Here is a 17,693-nt window from a genome sequence, read left to right as displayed (position 1 = left end):
ATTTCAGCATCTTAATAGCATAAAATATCCTGAAATAAATTCAGGGTGACGAATGCCATGACTAAATTTTGTTGAAAACATAAACTCAAAATCCCTGTTACAAGCAATATCTTCGTTAAAAACTTAAACATGGAAAACTTCAAAATTATTGGCATTTCAGTAGAAACCTCTAACCAAAACAACCAGGCAGCTACAGATTTAGGCCAACTCTGGAGCAGATTTTATGGCGAAGAGGTTTTTAATAAAATACCGAATAAAGAAAGCGAAGATATTTACGCTGTTTATACGGATTACGAAAGTGATTATACAGGTAAGTACACAACCATTATAGGGCAGCGAGTAAGTTCGTTAGCTAGTATTCCCGATGGTTTAGTTGGTAGAGAAATTAATAACAAAAGGCTTTTAAGATATGTTGCAAAAGGTGAAATGCCAAATGCCGTTATAGAAAACTGGAAAGAAATCTGGGCGAACGACATTGCATTATATCGTACTTATAATGCCGATTTCGAGGTTTATGGCGCAAAATCTCAGCTAGGAGCAGCATCAGAAGTAGAGATTTTTATTGGGATTAGGTAAGTATGGAAAAGTCATTCCCTCCAAATAACAACCTAAGGGTTTAAGCCCTAATTTCGTTGCCCGTTTTAGTGCTAATCTTAATTTGGAATTTAACACCTATTATTCAGGCTAAATTTCAACTGGTTAATGATTTTATACCATCGAGTATACTTTATGAAGTTACAAAACCTTTTATTTTCATTAGCTGTGCACTTGTTGTAATTATTGCAATTGCTTTAGTATTGTACTTTAGGAAGAAATTTTTGACTGTAGCTATCTTGAGTGGTTTAGTATTTTTCTTCCAGCTACTTTACACATTCATTTTTGGAGCAAATTGAGCAAGCTTAATTTTGCATGTAATCTCTTTATTCTTTTATCCGTTGGTTAAAACCAACGGCAATGAACTCGAAAATGCTTATCAAGCAATTTGTTTAAACACTCGGCATCTAATTGCAGGCTGCTTTAGCTGCCTGTTTTTTATGATGCAGAATGGGGCTTTAGCCAAAAACTTAGTTTCTAAACCTGACAGTCGAGTAAATACCTTTAAATAGCAAGAACATAATGACAGAAGTTTTTAAAAGATTGTAGTAAGTGGCAGGACTGTTGCAACCGATATGTACAAAACCTTGCTTTTCTAAATATTTTTCCCTCTATTCTCAATCGAAATGTCATCTTGAGCGTAGCCGAAGGACAAATTTCAAGCAATAAAATAAAAAGTCGCCGACAAGCTCAGACTAACAAATATTTAATAAAAACCCAAATTGGTTTCCAGTTCAAAAAATGCAGTTATTTCACCTACTTAAACGTTTTATTAAAATATTCGAAAGAAAATTTAAAAAATATTTGCATTTTAAAAAAATTATCTCCTACTTTACGGTGTACAAAGTACACAAAGACGACATGAATTTTAACACATCAATTATTACAACGATTATTATTACCACCGGAGAAAACCTGGGAGGCTAATTTGTTGTAAATTGAAAAAAAGATAAACAAAGAAAGCGTCCCGACCCAAGTCGGGACGCTTTTTTTTTAAACCAAAACCATTGAAAACGGCACAAAACGATAATTAACAAGCAACGTGCAAGATTCATTAAAACCAAAAACTAATGAAAGTATTAAAATTCGGCGGCACATCCGTAGGTTCGGCCGAGAACATTAAAACCCTCTTACGCCTGGTTGGCGAAGAAAAACAGAAGAACAATCCGGTAGTTGTATTATCGGCGATGAGTGGTGTAACCAATTTGCTTACCGATATGGCCGAAATGGCTGAACGTGGCGAAGATTACGACGCCCATTTAAAAGAAATTGAGGCTAGGCATTTCGCGGTTATCCGTTCGCTTTTACCAGCAGCAGCTCAAAACCCGGTGTTTACGCGGTTAAAAATCTTCTTCAATGAGTTAGAAGATTTATTACAAGCAGTAGCCAACTTGCGTGAGTTGAGTTTGCAAACCAAAGACCAGATTTTGAGTTATGGTGAACGTTGCTCGAGTTTCATGATTGCACATATTGCAGCGCAAAATTTTGGCAACGCAATTTACGTTAACGGAGCAGAGTTAATAAAAACCGATAGCAACTTTGGGCAAGCAAAGGTTGATACCGAATTAACTGAAATGTTAATTAAAAATTTCTACCAGGCTAATAAAGACAAAGTGCTTTTTGTAACTGGTTTTATTTCGAGCAATGCTGCAGGAAGAATTACTACTTTAGGTCGCGGAGGTTCTGATTATACCGCAGCAGTTTGGGGTGCAGCTTTAAATGCAGAAGAAATTGAAATCTGGACGGACGTAAACGGTATGATGACTGCCGATCCACGCATCGTTAAAAAAGCATTTTCTTTACAAGAATTAAGTTATACAGAAGCAATGGAATTGAGTTATTTCGGAGCGAAAGTGATTTATCCGCCAACGATGATTCCTGCTTTCATGAAGAAAATTCCAATTGTAATTAAAAATACTTTTGAGCCTAACTTCGGAGGAACTTATATAAAAAGCGATGTTAAAGCATCAAACTTACCCATAAAAGGCATTTCGTCTATAGACCATATCAGTATCATTAACCTAACCGGAAGCGGAATGGTTGGCAAGGCTGGTTTTAGTGGCAGATTGTTTTCTTTGCTTTCTCGTGAGCAGATTAATGTGGTTTTAATTACCCAATCATCATCAGAACATAGCATTACTTTCGCCGTTAAACCAACAGATGCGGGTCAGGCAATCGCATTAATAAAAAAGGAATTTGAACTGGAATTAGACGCCAATAAACTGGCTTTACCAGAAGTTGAAAACAATTTAGCCGTTTTAGCTATCGTTGGCGAAAACATGAAACGTACACCAGGCATGAGTGGTAGATTGTTTAATGCTTTAGGCCGTAACGGTATTAATGTTAGAGCCATTGCACAAGGTTCTTCAGAATATAACATCTCAGTTATCATCAGCGCAGCAGATTTATCGAAAGCGGTAAATGCAGTGCACGATGCGTTCTTTACTGATTTAAAACGTACGCTAAACATTTTCTGTTTAGGAACGGGCAACATTGGTAAAACTTTGTTTAACCAGCTAAAAGAACAAATGCCTTTCCTTGCTGCAAATAATGATTTACAAGTTAAGGTTACCGGAATTTGCAACACCCGTAAAATGATTTTCAACGCTGATGGCTTATCATTAGAAAACTGGGAAAGCGAATTAAGTTCTAATGGCGAACAGGCAGATTTAGCTGAATTTGTAGCTAAAATGAAAGCCATGAATCTGCCAAACTGCGTATTTGTGGATAACACTGCGGCCGAAACGCCAATCGAGTTCTACCAAGGGGTTTTTGAAAGTAGTATTTCGGTGGTTACATGTAATAAAAAAGGTAATTCTGCCGATTTTGCTCAATATAAATCGTTTAAAGATACTGCCCGTAAATTCGGTGTAGATTTCTATTACGAAACCAATGTTGGCGCTGGTTTGCCAATCATCCGTACGCTGAAAGAGCTGATGATGAGCGGCGATAAAGTTGCCCGTATTGAAGCGATTTTATCTGGAACAATTTCTTATATCTTCAATAATTTTAAAGGAGAAGCTGGGTTTTACCAAACTGTTAAGGAAGCTCAGGAATTGGGTTATACCGAACCAGACCCTCGTGATGATTTAAATGGAAAAGATTTCATGCGTAAAATGTTAATCCTGGCTCGCGATGCTGGCTATCCTTTAGAAGCTGCTGACGTTAAAATAGATAATATTTTACCTGAAGCATGCTTAAATGCAACTTCTGTTGAAGATTTTTATGCTGAATTGCAGAAAAACGCAGCTTACTTTGAAGACTTGAAAAATAAGGCGGCGAATGATGGAAAAGTTTTACGCTACATCGGTAAACTGGAAGATGGCAATGTAGAAATCAGCCTGCAAATGGTTGATGATAGTCATCCTTTTTATATGCTTTCTGGCAGCGATAACATTATCTCTTTCACTACTGATAGATATAAATCTCGTCCGTTAGTGGTAAAAGGCCCAGGTGCTGGGGCAGAAGTTACCGCCGCAGGTGTTTTTGCAGATATTATAAATGTTGGTCAAACCACCTAGCCCCCTAAAGAGGGAACTACAGGCGAGTTGGAAAGACTAAATAAAAATCAAAACAATAATTATCAGGTTTCAACCTTGGTAGAGAAAATATAAAAGATGTCAAACAAAGATTTAAATCCTGCTGAAACATTAGAAATCGCCGATGGAAAGGCAAAAGCCCCCTCTAGGGGGTTGGGGGTGATTCGTGTTTTCGCTCCGGCAACTGTAGCTAACGTAGTTTGCGGTTTCGATGTGTTAGGTTTCGCAGTTAATGAACCTGGCGATGAAGTTGAAATGCGTTTAACAGACACACCAGGCGTAATTATAAAGAGAATTACTGGCGATGATGGGAAACTCCCATTAGATGCTGCAAAAAATACAGTTAGTGCAAGTGTTCAGCATTATTTAAAGCATATTAACCGAATGGATGTTGGTGTAGAAATCGAACTGCACAAAAAAATGCCAATTGGCAGTGGTTTGGGTTCGAGTTCGGCCAGTACGGTTGCGGGTTTGTATGCCATTAACAAATTAATGGGCGATTTATTAACCGCTAAAGAGCTGGTTCCTTTTGCCATGAAAGGTGAAGAGCTGGCTTGCGGTTACGGTCATGCAGATAATGTTGCACCTGCCATAATGGGCGGTTTTGTTTTAGTTAGAAGTTACGAACCACTTGATATAATTTCGTTGCCAACGCCCGTCGGGATGTATGCAGCAATTGTTTACCCACAGGTAGATGTACCTACGAAAGATGCCCGCCAGATGATTCGCAGCAAGGTGTTTTTAAAAGATGCCGTTACTCAATGGGGAAATGTTGCAGGTTTGGTTAGCGGATTATTCATGAACGATTTCGACTTAATTGGAAGAAGCATGAAAGATGTTTTGGTAGAACCAACCCGTTCAATTTTAATTCCAGGTTTTGAAGTAATGAGAAACTTAGCCATGGAAAACGGCGCCATTGGTTTCGGAATCTCAGGTTCAGGGCCATCAGTTTTTGCCTTAACAAAAGACGAAGAGACCGCTAAAAAAATAACCAAAGCGCAACAACAACATTTACATAAACTAAATATTAACAGCAAAGCCTTTGTTTCTTCAATTAATGCCGAAGGACCACGAGTGCTATAAGGCAGAAGGTTGAGGGAATTGAGGTTAAGGGATAAAACCCAGAAATCTTGAAATCTCCAACCTTGAAAGCTGTTAAGAAAAGAGACATTAAATAAGGATGAAAAAGTTAAAAACATTGGAAAGTATAAATCCAAGCCTTCTAACCATTCAACCATCAAACTTCCAACCATGAAATTATATTCAACCAATAATAAAGATTTAAGCGTTTCTTTTAAAGAGGCCGTTTTTAACAGCATGCCGCAGGATAAAGGCTTATACATGCCAGTAGAAATTCCGCAACTGGATGCTGATTTTATTCAAAATATTGAGCAATATTCTTTAACTGAAATCGCCTATAAAGTAGCCTCAACATTATTAAAAGATGAAATTCCGGCTGAGGATTTAAAAGCCTTAATTGAAGATGCCATCAACTTCGAAGCACCTGCCGTTAAACTTGATGATAAAACTTTTGTCCTGGAGCTTTTCCACGGGCCATCCTTAGCTTTTAAAGATTTCGGTGCTCGTTTTATGAGCCGCGTAATGGCTTATTTCCTTAAAGATGGCGAGCAATTGTTAGATGTTTTAGTCGCAACTTCGGGCGATACTGGTGGTGCAGTAGCCTTGGGTTTCTTAGGCGTACCCAATACCCGTGTTACCATTTTATATCCAGAGGGAAAGGTGAGCCCAATACAGGAATTACAGTTAACCACTAACGGACAAAATATTAGAGCCATTGAAGTAAAAGGCACTTTCGATGATTGCCAGGCTTTAGTTAAACAAGCCTTTGCCGATGATGAATTAAACGCAAAATTCCGTTTAACTTCTGCCAATTCGATTAATATTTCGAGGTTAATCCCACAAACTTTCTACTATTTCAACAGCTATGCACTGTTGAAAAAACAAGGTTTAAATGAGGTGATTTTCGCTGTACCAAGCGGAAACTTTGGAAACATTGGCGCTGGCTTATTGGCTTACAAATTAGGTTTACCAGTTAAGCAATTTATTGCTGCTACAAATGTAAATGATACAGTTCCTCGTTTTTTAGAAACTGGTGTTTACAAAACCAAACCATCAACTCAAACATATTCTAATGCCATGGATGTTGGCGCACCAAGCAATTGGATTCGCATTATGGATTTGTTTAACCAGGATGTTGATGCATTAAAAAAAGTGGTAACTTCTTACCGTTTCAATGATGATGAAACGCTTGCAGGAATCAAAGAAATCGATTCTAAATTCGATTATGTTGCTTGTCCACATACTGCAATTGCGTATTTGGCAATTGAAAAATACAGAAAAGAAAACCCAACTGATGAAAGTGCTGCGGTATTTTTATCAACCGCACATGCTTGCAAATTCCCGGATATCTTCCCAATCGAGATTGCCGCTAAAATCGAAATCCCTGAACAGGTTAAGGAACTTGAAAGCAGACCTCAACATGCAGACAAATTAGGTGCGGATTTCGAGGGTTTTAAAAGTTATTTGTTGAATAAAATGGATTAAAAATCCACAAATTTTATAGAGCCTGTATCATAATTAGAAAATTTGTTACGATTATATTAGAAGCTCAGTGCGACAAGTTTTTCGAATAACCGATTATGATACAGGCTCTATCTTCATTAATTTAATTTTACAACAACGTTCCACATCTTCGAGAATTTTAAATTCTCAAATAGCATTTATAATTATTTATAAGCACTTAGCTATAAGCCAATAACGGCTATATCAACAACTAACCTGCTTATAGTTTAAAAACCTACCCAAAAAATCCCAGCGCAATTTTTTATAAAAATATATAAATGTGATCATTAAATTTTGCTAAATTTAGAGAATAGCAAAATCAAACATTGTTATTCATCCCTAATCGCTCGCAAAATGACAACAATTGATAGAAGATCGAATATCTCTTATAAAGAATTTATAGAAAAATACCAAAAGACAGGTACTCCAGTAATTCTTGAAAATGCAACTGAAGCCTGGGGTGAAAACAAAATTTTTACGCCCGAATTTTTTAGAAAAAATTTCGGGGATAGAACTACAACTTTTGGAACAGAAAAATACACAATTTCCGAAATCCTGGATTTAACAGAAAAAGGAACATTAGAAAATCCTGCGCCTTATCCTGTAAAATTCAATATTCTGGATCAATTACCAGAATTGTTAACTTACATGACCCCTTTACACTTGAATTTGGCAACCCCAAATTGGCTGAAAGCAAAAGTATTGAAGAATAAACTTTCAAATGCAATGGATCTTCACATAGGTGGCATTGGGAATGCTTATGAAGTACACAAAGATACCTATCATGTTCATGCTTGGCTAGTTCAGCTTTATGGCGAAAAAGAAGTGATCGTTTTCCCTAAAGAACAGGAAGACTTAATGTATCCTGGTAAAAATGGTTTACTAGCCTCACGCTCTCCTGTAAATATCATGAATCCGGATTATGAGAAATACCCGAAATTTAGAGATGCAACCCCAATCAGAGCAACAATTAAAGCTGGCGAGATATTTTACATTCCAAGCGGCATTTGGCATACTACTAAAGCCTATGGCCAAAACATCTCGACCATAATCGACCAGATGAACACATCAAATTTTAATGCTTGGAGAAATGATGTTTATTCATACAAAGCTTACCATAGCAAACCCCGGGCAGTAGTTGATTATGTAGCAGCAAGCTTAATTGGCGCAGCCTGCAAACTAGGAGACAAGATTGGGGTAAAAATTGAATAATTGTTTATAGCCTCCTAAATGCAGAAAGCCTCAAACATTGACGTTCAAATCTTTTACAAGTTCTATGTAAAGAATTTGTAGGCTTTACTCGGTAGCTTATCGCGTATTCAAGTTTAAAATATCCAAATCACTCTCGTTACCCGTTCTATCGATAGCAGTAACAGCAATGGCCTGTAAATTTTGAGCTATTAATTTAGCAGAATCGGAAAACACAGTTTTTGGAACTTGCAGAAACCGACTTTTATAATTCAAAATAGTATAACTCCATTTCCCCCCATAGTTTGTATAAACAATATACTTAAAATCATCTTTCTTATTTGCAGGCTTCCATTCTATATAAATATCAGAATCTCTATCCTTAGTTTCTACTTTTGGAGCCAATGGTTTTTCACTATCAAGCCAGGAAGAGGCTGGAACTAAAGCTTCTTCTTTATATGGCCCTTTAAGCAAATCGTTTCTTAAACTTTCGTGGGTAGTTAAAGCCGCAATACTCCAGTGTGCAACACCTGGAGATTTTGGTAAAATACCTCTGGTAATCATTATCTGATTAATGATTTCATCGCTGTTTTTTTCTCCCCCACCAATACCACTATTCATTCCTGGCCATAAATGCCTTTGTTTTGTATTTTCAGTTTGCCACCAGGCTAATAATACAGGAAAACTTTGTGGAATATTATTTATCTGCCAATATAACTGCGGCATAAAATAATCTATCCAACCTTCGTTAAGCCAAAGTTTAGCATCAGCGTATAGCTTACCATACTGGTCGAAACCTTTTATTGATTCCGGGAAACCAGGTCTCCATATTCCAAATGGACTGATACCAAATTTAACATATTTCTTCTCCTCTTTAATTGTTTTGTAAACCCTTTGAATAAATACATTTACTTGCTCACGGCGCCAATCACCTCTGGATAATTGCCCACCACCATTTTGATATTCTGCATAACTGGTTGAATCCGGAAAATCTTCTCCACCATTATATTCTTCATATGGATAAAAATAATCATCAAAGTGAACGCCATCAATATCGTATCGTTTTACAATATCCTTTACAACTTCTACTGATAAATCTTGCGTTCCTTTTTTCGATGGATCTAACCACCAGTAGCCTTGTTTTAACTTATAAACCAATTCGGGATGTTTCTTTACTACAGAAGACTCAGAAGGTTGACCGCCAGAAATGTGATGCGCCCGGTAAGGGTTTAACCAAACATGTAACTCTAAACCTCTTTCATGTGCTGCCTCAATCCAAAACGTTAAAGGGTCGTAATAAGGTTTTGGTGCCTGCCCTTGTTTACCAGTTAAAAAGTAAGACCATGGCTCTAGGTCACTTTTATACAACGCATCTGCCTGTGGTCTAACCTGAAATATTACGGAATTAAAATTATTTTTCTTCAACATATCTAACAAAGCGATTGCTTCATCTTGCTGCTGTTGAGTAGATAAACCCAGCTTACTTGGCCAGTTAATATTTGCAACACTCGCAACCCAGGCTGCCCGAAATTCTCTTTGCGGTTTAGGGATAGAAGGTATAATTACTTCCTGAGCATTAATACTTATTGATATGAATATCAAAAAGGTGAAAAATATGTTTCTCATATAATGATTATATAGAATTTAAGCCTTGAAATTTGCTTAGAAAAAAGGTTTATCTGATATTACTTGCAAGATATTACATAACCCTATAAAAACAAAAAAGGCCGGAATATTAAATATTCCGACCTAACCAACCCTAAACTAAAAACTATCTTGTGTTGCGAGATTTTAAGTTGCTAATCTCTTTTCTCAACTGTTCTATTTGTTCTTGTTGCTCTTTAATACTTCCAACTAAAAGCGGAATCAAACTTTCGTAATCTACTTTGGTTAGCGTTGCAGAATTAAAAGCATTTTTACCTGCCGGATATTGTTTTGCTTGCACAGCCACCACAGATGGAACCGCAGCTTTGGCATCAGTACCCACAAATCCATATTGTGAAGTTGAAGGAAGCTTCAGTTTTTCTGCCCAGGCTTTATCGTAATTAAAACTTACCGGTTGTAATTTCGAAACCATCTCTAAAGAATTATTTAATGGTTTCACGTTGGTTTGTGCAACTTCTTGCGCACTGATTTTTAAAGATGCGGATATTAAAAATACCGCAAATGATAATGAAATTGCTCGTTTCATATTGTTAGAATTATTAAATTTAAATGAAAGGCCAGCTGGTTTTATCCAGCAGCGGTTTAATTAAGAGAAATTAAACTACTGATGACGGAGGTGGCGTTAAAACCTCGGGGAAATATGCAGGCACAAAGAAATTCAGGGGCAATAAAACCTTTACCGGAACCAAAATCGGAGCTTTTAAATCCTGATAAGAAAATTGATGATTATCAAAGTACTCAGCTTCAATCTTTTTTTCTTCCTTTTCAGAAGAATCTTTAGAGTATTCTATTTCACTTATAGAATTTTTGAAAACAGATAATACACTGCTCGCTTTAAAAAGTAATGTTAAAGCAAAACAGCAAATTAAAATATATTTAAAAATATCTGAATTCATTACTGCAAAGATAAAACCTCCGCGTTTAAAACAGAATTTTTAAGTTAAAGTTCTGTCACAATTTGAAGCATTTCATTTGTAGCAAGCTCGATATCGGCAGCAGTTGTTCTATAATTTACAAAAGCAGCCCTTATTCCCTTTCTTCCATTATAAACTGTTGCAGTCATAAATACTTTTCCTGTCGCATTCAATTTATTAAGAAAGTCTGAGGCTAGAGTTTCGTTAGTCAAGGAGAAACAAACTGTATTTAAACGTGTTGGGGCAAGTAATTGGAAGTGTGGGTTTTCATCAATAAATTTTGAAAACAATTCCGCCATCTTTACATTACTTTCTACAATTTCCTGATAACCAGTTTTGCCGTAACTCATTAAAGTAAACCAAGCAGGTAAAGCTTTTAAGCGACGGGAATTTTCTGGAAGGAAATTTAGATAGCTAAAATTTTCTAACGGATTGCCTAAATAAGCAGCATTAGAATTTTGGAAGGTTTCTACCTGGAATAACTGATGCTTTTCTTTAACGAGAAATATTGCACTTTCATAAGGAACATTTAACCACTTATGGCAATCGACTGTAATACTATCAGCATTTTCCCAACCTTTTACAAGATGTGCGTATTTAGGAGAACAAGCGGCAAAGCCACCGAAAGCCGCATCGATATGCCACCAGAAATTATATTTTTCTTTTAACTTATTAATGGCTTCGAAATCATCAAAATCAACCGTATTTACCGTTCCTGCGCTCGAAATAAGGATGAAAGGTTCGCCATTTAGCGAGATTAGTTTTCGTTCAAAATCTGCTATATCTAAAGCTTCACGATTACCGGGGAGCACATCTATTTGAATAAAATTATTACTTCCTAAACCCAGCATTGATAGCGCTTTTATAGCCGATGAATGCGGAGTTGCAGATAAAACATTTACGGAACCGGAAATACCTTCCCTCGCGAAATCTTTATCCTTTTGCTTTCCTATCCATTGTCTGGCAACCGCTAAACAAGTAAAATTTGAAATTGTAGCTCCGGTTACAAAACCGCCAAAAAAATCTTTTGGCAGATTAAATAAATCCAGTAAAAGCTTAACGGTTTCTAATTCTATAGTCGCAGAAACGTCGCCATTACCCTTTGCCGATTGCGTATTCTGGTCGTAAACTGTGGCTAACCAATCTCCAGCAATTGCAGCTGGCGTGGTTCCACCAGTTACAAATCCCCAATATCTCGGCCCAGACGAAGCCACAATGGTTGGTTCGAAACGTTCATTAAATCGCCTTAATGTTTCAATCGTTCCTAAACCATTCTCGTTTAATTTGGAAATGCTTTCGACCTCAATTTGACTTTTAGTTGGCCTGTTATGAATATCATTTAAATAATCTAAACCTTGTTGTGAAACTTGATTTAGTATTTCCTCAAGGTTTTGTAAATCGTTATTTAAATGATTCATGATAAGGTTGATAAAGTATTATTCTACACAATGATAAACATCACGATTAAAATATTGCTTTCGCGATTTGTTTCGTTTGCTCTGGTCTGCCCATTGTATAAAAATGTAAAACTGGCGCACCAAAATCTATCAATTCTTTACATTGCTTAATCATGGCTTCTGTTCCAATTTCTTTTGCCTCGGCATTATTTTTAGCATGAGATAAAGCATCAGTTAGTTCCTCTGGCAAATCGATGTGAAAAATCTTTGGCAAAACATTTAATTGTGAAAGCGTGCTGATAGGCTTTAAACCTGGAATAATCGGTACATTGATATCATTCTCTCTGCATTTTTTAACGAAGTCAAAATATTTCTGATTATCGAAAAACATTTGCGTAACGATAAATTCTGCACCCATATCAACCTTTTTCTTTAGATATTTAAAATCTGCATTTAAGTTAGGTGCTTCGAAATGTTTCTCTGGGTATCCGGCAACGCCGATACAAAAATCGCTTTTAAATGTTTCTATATCCTCGTGCAAAAATTTACCATCGTTATGATTTTTGATGTGTTCAATTAAATCTGTTGCATAACAATGCCCGCCTTTTGTGGGCACAAAAGAATGGTCGGCAGCACGGGCATCACCTCTTAAAGCCAAAACATTATCAATACCCAAAAACTGTAAATCAATAAGCGCATTTTCCGTTTCTTCTTTGGTAAATCCACCACAGATTAAATGCGGAACAGCATCAATTTTATATTTATGAATAATGGCAGCACAAATGGCAATAGTGCCCGGACGCTTACGATAAGATACCTTTTGCAGCAAACCATTTTCCTGCTCTTTATAAATATAATCTTCACGTAGGGAAGTTACATCTATAAAAGGTGGGTTAAACTCTAATAATGGGTCAATTGCATCGTAAATCCATTGAATACTTTGGCCTTTTATTGGCGGCAATAATTCAAAAGAGAATAAGGTTTTACCCTTTGCGTTTTTTATATGTTCTGTAATCTTCATACCCCAAACCCCTAAAGGGGCTTTTAATTTTCAATTTATAATATTTATACCCTCCCCCTTCAGGGGGTTGGGGGGTTAATACGCCAAATTCGGACTAAGCCACTTCTCCGCTTCTTCCAAATCCATTGCTTTTCTATTAGAATAATCTTCTACTTGGTCTTTGGTTATTTTTCCTAAACCAAAATAGCGAGCATCGGGATGAGAGAAATAAAACCCACTAACCGCTGCAGTAGGATACATGGCATAGCTTTCGGTAATTTTCAAGCCGATTTTTTCTTCTGCATCCAATAAAGCAAATAAGGTTCCTTTTTCGGTATGCTCAGGGCAAGCAGGATAACCTGGTGCAGGACGAATGCCAGCATATTCTTCCTTAATTAGTTCTTGGTTACTCAGATTTTCTTCTTTTGCATAACCCCAATAATCCTTGCGTACAAGCTCATGTAGTTTTTCTGCAAATGCCTCTGCTAGTCTATCAGCAAGTGCCTTTACCATGATACTGTTGTAATCGTCGTAGTTCTTTTCGAATTCAGCTACCAACTCATCGCAACCTATACCAGTTGTGACTGCAAAACCACCGAAATAATCCTGTACCCCACTTTCTTTATCTGCAATAAAATCTGATAAGGCATAATAAGGTTGCCCATCTACTTTTTCCGCTTGTTGACGTAGTGTATGAATTCTTACTTTTTCAGCCTTGCCATTTTTGAGTTTTTCATCTGCTTTAAGCGTATTGCTTTCCACTTCTAGCTCAATATCATCGCCTATCGCATTAGCAGGCCAAAAACCAAATACCGCTTTGGCAGTTAACAGCTTCTCACTCACAATTTTATTTAAGAGTACTTGGGCATCATCAAATAATTTTTTTGCCTCAACTCCAACAACTTTATCATCAAATATTTTAGGATAACTCCCTCTTAATTCCCAGGTATGAAAAAATGGAGTCCAATCTATATAGGGAACAAGTTCTGCCAAAGGATAATCATCCAACACCTTAGTGCCGGTAAAGCCTGGGGCTGTTGCAACTTTTGTAAGGTCTAACTTAAATTTATTTGTTCTTGCTTCTTCAATAGTTTTAAAGCGTTTATCAGAACGTTTGTTTAGGTGCGCTTCACGGGCTTTGTCATATTCAGCCCTAATTCCGGCTACATATTCATCTTTTGTTTCAGGATTCATTAAGGTGCTACAAACCGTAACACTTCTTGAGGCATCTAAAACATGTATTGCCGGACCAGAATAATTTGGCGCCACTTTTACTGCCGCATGAATTCTAGAAGTGGTTGCCCCTCCAATAATCAAGGGAATGGTAAAGCCTTCACGTTCCATTTCTTTGGCAAAGTGAACCATTTCATCCAGCGAAGGTGTAATCAATCCACTTAATCCAATAATATCTGCGTTAATTTCTTTTGCTTTTTTAATGATTTCCTGTGCAGGCACCATCACGCCCATGTCTACAATTTCGAAGTTATTACAGGCTAAAACTACACCAACAATGTTTTTTCCGATATCATGTACATCACCCTTTACGGTTGCCATTAAAACTCTACCTGCCGATGAACTTTGATTTTGGTCGGGATTATCTAACTTTTCCTGTTCAATGAAAGGCAATAAATAGGCTACTGCTTTTTTCATTACCCTGGCTGATTTTACTACCTGAGGCAAGAACATTTTCCCTGCACCAAATAAATCGCCAACAATGTTCATTCCGTCCATCAAAGGACCTTCAATTACCTGAATCGGGCGGGCATATTTCTGACGGGCTTCTTCCACATCATCATCCAAATACTCTACTATACCTTTTACTAAGGAATGAGATAATCTCTCTTCAACTGACCCTTTTCTCCACTCTTCATCCTTAACAATTTCTTTTCCCTTTGATTTTACGGTATCGGCGTATTCAACCAAACGTTCAGTAGCATCATCCCTTCGATTTAAAAGTACATCTTCTACTCTTTCTAAAAGTTCGGGGGGAATTTCCTGATAAACTTCTAACATACCGGCGTTAACAATACCCATATCTAAACCAGCCTGAATGGCATGATATAAAAATGCAGAGTGCATTGCCTCGCGAACGGTATTATTTCCTCTAAAAGAGAATGAAATGTTCGACACACCACCACTTACTTTTGCATGGGGCAGGTTTTCTTTTATCCACCTTGTGGCATTTATAAAATCGACAGCATAGTTGTTATGCTCTTCCAATCCGGTTGCTACTGTTAAAATGTTCGGGTCGAAAATGATATCCTCTGGAGGAAAACCAATTTCCGAAACCAATATATCGTAACTTCTTTTACAAATTTCTTTTCTACGCTCGTAATTATCAGCCTGACCTTGTTCATCAAATGCCATTACCACAACCGCAGCACCGTATTGCATAATTTTGCGGGCACTTTCGCGGAATTTATCCTCGCCTTCTTTTAAGGAAATTGAGTTTACAATTCCTTTACCCTGCAAACATTTTAAGCCATTTTCTATCACCGACCATTTAGATGAATCGACCATGATGGGCAATTTTGCAATATCAGGTTCGGATGCAATCAGGTTTAAGAATTTGGTCATGGCCGCTTCTGAATCCAACATCCCTTCATCCATATTCACATCGATGATTTGTGCACCACCTTCTACTTGTTGCAAAGCAACGGCCAGTGCCGCTTCGTAATCGCCCCCTAAAATAAGTTTAGAAAACTTAGGCGAGCCTGTTATATTGGTTCTTTCGCCAATGTTAACGAAAATACTTTCTGGGGTAATCGTAACGGGTTCCAATCCACTTAAACGCATATAAGGTTCTAGCGTAGGAATTTTTCTTGGCGATGCTTTACGGGCATTCGCAGCGATACAGCCAATATGTTCTGGTGTTGTGCCACAGCAACCACCAACTATATTTACAAAACCTGAAGCAATAAAATCATCAACCAAATGAGCTGTTTCATGTGGTTGCTCATCATAAGCACCAAATTCGTTTGGCAAACCTGCATTCGGATAGGCAGAAACATAACACCCAGCTTTAGCAGCCAGTTCTTCAATGTGAGGACGCATTTCTTTTGCACCCAAAGCACAGTTAAAGCCAATACTTAACGGCTTAGCGTGCATTACAGAGTTTAAAAATGCTTCTGCCGTTTGGCCAGATAAAGTTCTTCCGGAAGCATCGGTTATGGTGCCCGAAATCATTATTTCTAGCTTTCTGCCGATTACTTCTTCATATTTTTTAATGGCAACAATGGCCACTTTAGCATTTAAAGTATCGAAAATAGTTTCGATTAAAAGTACGTCAGAACCACCATCAACCAAACCACGAACCTGCTCGTAATAGGCTTCTTCTAATTCATCAAAATAAACAGCCCTAAAACCTGGGTCGTTTACATTTGGCGACATTGACAGGGTTCTGTTTGTTGGGCCGATTGCACCAGCAACAAAACATTTCCTATCGGGATTAGCAGCCATAAACTCTTTAACTGCTTCCTTAGCCACGCGAGCACCTTCGTAACTCATCTCATAAGACAAATCTTCCATCTGGTAATCAGCCATCGAAATGCGTTGCGTACTGAAAGTGTTGGTTTCAATAATATCTGCTCCTGAAGTTAAGTATTCCAAGTGAATGGCTTTGATAATATCAGGATGTGTAATGTTCAGCAAATCGTTATTGCCTTTAACATCACAAGGGTGATTTTTAAAACGTTCCCCTCTAAAATCTTCTTCTGTTAAAGTATAGCGCTGAATCATGGTACCCATCGCACCATCAATCACCAAAATACGTTTCTCTAATTCTTCTCTTATGCTCATTTGTTTATAATAGCAAGTCGCAAGTATCAGGTATCAAGATTTTCTTGACTGTTGACACAAACGTTCAGATTAAAGCTGAAAAAGTATTAGGCCTGTTGAGCTCGATACTTGATACTTTATACCTGATACTTAAATAGCTTATTTAAAAAAGTTGGCATTTTGATTTACCTTCTAAACTTATCTTCTCTCGCCACTGCTGAGATTAGAATTTAGCACCTTGTTGGCACAGGTTGCTAAGACATCGTTGGGTCTAATCCCTCCGTCTTTCTTAATAAGCATACAAAAATGCAACAAAGCAACATCATTTCCAAAAATTATCGCCTTGCCACCAAATAAAATTACAAAGGCCATGTAAACGCGTACAAAAAGCAATACAATATTTCGAATAATCAATCATTTGATACTGAATTAAATCTTAACAAAGATTTTTTTAAGTCAGATAAACTTTTAATTTTGAGTTATTATTTAAACCCTACAATAAATTATATGAAACACTATCTATTTATCGCATCTCTATTGTTTATTAGTCTAAGTTCATTTAGTCAAACTAAGATTAGTGTGGATGAACCAGAATATATTGGTGAGGCGGTCAATGTATCACAAGAAAATGCAATAACTCCATTAGAAAAACAAAGTGTTAAAATTCAAGCAAAAGCTGGAGCTTCTATGTATTTAACAGGTATTGGCAAAGTCAAATCAAAAATGGTTATTGAAGGAGGATCATCTCCTGTAAAATTCAAAACTGGTATCCCACTAACTTTTATTGTTAAAAGTTTTGATAATAAATCAGATCCTTTATCAATTATCAGTATCGTTAAATTTGAAACAACCAAAAAGCAGAGAAAATCAGAGCTAAGTTCAATTGGTACTTTTTCAGGTGGCTCATCAAATAATCAAGATTACGTTGCTTATAAATCAAAAAAATATAAAGATAGCTCTTACGAAATAAGAATTGATTCAGTTGAAGCAGGTGAGTACGGGATAATTGTTTCAAATCCAAATGCACTTGCAAATA

The 17,693-nt window shown here is 37.0% G+C and carries 12 protein-coding genes and 1 riboswitch; of the genes, 6 read left to right on the top strand and 6 right to left on the bottom strand.

Features of this window, described 5'->3' with window-relative positions:
* Positions 1-129 precede the first annotated feature (129 nt).
* The 5 genes from ACFOUY_RS13815 to ACFOUY_RS13795 all read left to right on the top strand — a co-directional run bounded on the left by ACFOUY_RS13815 (position 130) and on the right by ACFOUY_RS13795 (position 7,928).
* Positions 130-576, top strand: coding sequence for a GyrI-like domain-containing protein (locus ACFOUY_RS13815; protein ID WP_378961415.1), 447 nt, complete (start codon positions 130-132; stop codon positions 574-576).
* Positions 577-1,664: 1,088 nt separating this feature from the next.
* Positions 1,665-4,115 carry a bifunctional aspartate kinase/homoserine dehydrogenase I gene (gene thrA / locus ACFOUY_RS13810; protein WP_378961414.1) on the top strand — a complete coding sequence of 817 codons (2,451 nt, stop codon included), beginning with the start codon at positions 1,665-1,667 and terminating at the stop codon, positions 4,113-4,115.
* A 96-nt stretch (positions 4,116-4,211) separates the two neighbouring features.
* On the top strand, positions 4,212-5,216 hold the full coding sequence (locus ACFOUY_RS13805) for a homoserine kinase (RefSeq protein ID WP_378961413.1): 1,005 nt from the start codon (positions 4,212-4,214) through the stop codon (positions 5,214-5,216).
* Positions 5,217-5,384: 168 nt separating this feature from the next.
* A complete protein-coding gene (thrC, locus tag ACFOUY_RS13800) occupies positions 5,385-6,698 on the top strand; it encodes a threonine synthase (RefSeq protein ID WP_378961411.1) in 1,314 nt (437 codons plus the stop codon).
* Between the two features lie 372 nt (positions 6,699-7,070).
* The gene (locus ACFOUY_RS13795) at positions 7,071-7,928 is read left to right on the top strand and encodes a cupin-like domain-containing protein (protein ID WP_378961410.1); all 858 of its coding nucleotides are present in this window, start codon (positions 7,071-7,073) and stop codon (positions 7,926-7,928) included.
* 96 nt (positions 7,929-8,024) lie between these two features.
* Here ACFOUY_RS13795 and ACFOUY_RS13790 read toward each other — a convergent pair whose 3' ends face one another.
* From ACFOUY_RS13790 to metH, 6 genes are all read right to left on the bottom strand, one after another.
* Positions 8,025-9,530 (bottom strand): glycoside hydrolase family 10 protein, encoded by a 1,506-nt coding sequence (locus tag ACFOUY_RS13790; RefSeq protein ID WP_378961409.1) that lies wholly within the window; start codon positions 9,528-9,530, stop codon positions 8,025-8,027.
* Between the two features lie 145 nt (positions 9,531-9,675).
* Positions 9,676-10,095 carry a tail fiber domain-containing protein gene (locus tag ACFOUY_RS13785; protein WP_378961408.1) on the bottom strand — a complete coding sequence of 140 codons (420 nt, stop codon included), beginning with the start codon at positions 10,093-10,095 and terminating at the stop codon, positions 9,676-9,678.
* A gap of 70 nt (positions 10,096-10,165) precedes the next feature.
* Positions 10,166-10,465, bottom strand: coding sequence for a hypothetical protein (locus ACFOUY_RS13780; RefSeq protein ID WP_378961407.1), 300 nt, complete (start codon positions 10,463-10,465; stop codon positions 10,166-10,168).
* Positions 10,466-10,509: 44 nt separating this feature from the next.
* A complete protein-coding gene (locus ACFOUY_RS13775) occupies positions 10,510-11,901 on the bottom strand; it encodes a pyridoxal phosphate-dependent decarboxylase family protein (protein ID WP_378961406.1) in 1,392 nt (463 codons plus the stop codon).
* A 46-nt stretch (positions 11,902-11,947) separates the two neighbouring features.
* Positions 11,948-12,901, bottom strand: a complete 954-nt coding sequence (metF, locus tag ACFOUY_RS13770) for a methylenetetrahydrofolate reductase [NAD(P)H] (protein ID WP_378961405.1) — start codon at positions 12,899-12,901, stop codon at positions 11,948-11,950.
* 75 nt (positions 12,902-12,976) lie between these two features.
* Positions 12,977-16,678, bottom strand: coding sequence for a methionine synthase (gene metH, locus ACFOUY_RS13765; RefSeq protein ID WP_378961404.1), 3,702 nt, complete (start codon positions 16,676-16,678; stop codon positions 12,977-12,979).
* Between the two features lie 174 nt (positions 16,679-16,852).
* Positions 16,853-16,956: riboswitch (SAM riboswitch) on the bottom strand.
* A gap of 280 nt (positions 16,957-17,236) precedes the next feature.
* Between metH and ACFOUY_RS13760 the strand changes: the two genes are divergently transcribed.
* A partial coding sequence (locus ACFOUY_RS13760; protein ID WP_378961403.1) for a hypothetical protein occupies positions 17,237-17,693 on the top strand: 457 nt, incomplete at its 3' end.

It is taken from the genome of Pedobacter jamesrossensis, assembly GCF_042650905.1.
Taxonomy (GTDB): domain Bacteria; phylum Bacteroidota; class Bacteroidia; order Sphingobacteriales; family Sphingobacteriaceae; genus Pedobacter; species Pedobacter jamesrossensis.
The sequence above is the reverse complement of the archived record's forward strand: the minus strand, read 5'-3'. Positions and strand labels throughout refer to the sequence as shown.

What these genes read in the sequence shown, in the direction of transcription:
- thrC (WP_378961411.1), top strand. Translation starts at nt 5,385, where the DNA reads ATGAAATTATATTCAACCAATAATAAAGATTTAAGCGTTTCTTTTAAA.
- ACFOUY_RS13795 (WP_378961410.1), top strand. Translation starts at nt 7,071, where the DNA reads ATGACAACAATTGATAGAAGATCGAATATCTCTTATAAAGAATTTATA.
- ACFOUY_RS13815 (WP_378961415.1), top strand. Translation starts at nt 130, where the DNA reads ATGGAAAACTTCAAAATTATTGGCATTTCAGTAGAAACCTCTAACCAA.
- ACFOUY_RS13780 (WP_378961407.1), bottom strand. Translation starts at nt 10,465, where the DNA reads ATGAATTCAGATATTTTTAAATATATTTTAATTTGCTGTTTTGCTTTA.
- ACFOUY_RS13790 (WP_378961409.1), bottom strand. Translation starts at nt 9,530, where the DNA reads ATGAGAAACATATTTTTCACCTTTTTGATATTCATATCAATAAGTATT.
- metH (WP_378961404.1), bottom strand. Translation starts at nt 16,678, where the DNA reads ATGAGCATAAGAGAAGAATTAGAGAAACGTATTTTGGTGATTGATGGT.
- metF (WP_378961405.1), bottom strand. Translation starts at nt 12,901, where the DNA reads ATGAAGATTACAGAACATATAAAAAACGCAAAGGGTAAAACCTTATTC.
- ACFOUY_RS13805 (WP_378961413.1), top strand. Translation starts at nt 4,212, where the DNA reads ATGTCAAACAAAGATTTAAATCCTGCTGAAACATTAGAAATCGCCGAT.
- ACFOUY_RS13775 (WP_378961406.1), bottom strand. Translation starts at nt 11,901, where the DNA reads ATGAATCATTTAAATAACGATTTACAAAACCTTGAGGAAATACTAAAT.
- ACFOUY_RS13785 (WP_378961408.1), bottom strand. Translation starts at nt 10,095, where the DNA reads ATGAAACGAGCAATTTCATTATCATTTGCGGTATTTTTAATATCCGCA.
- thrA (WP_378961414.1), top strand. Translation starts at nt 1,665, where the DNA reads ATGAAAGTATTAAAATTCGGCGGCACATCCGTAGGTTCGGCCGAGAAC.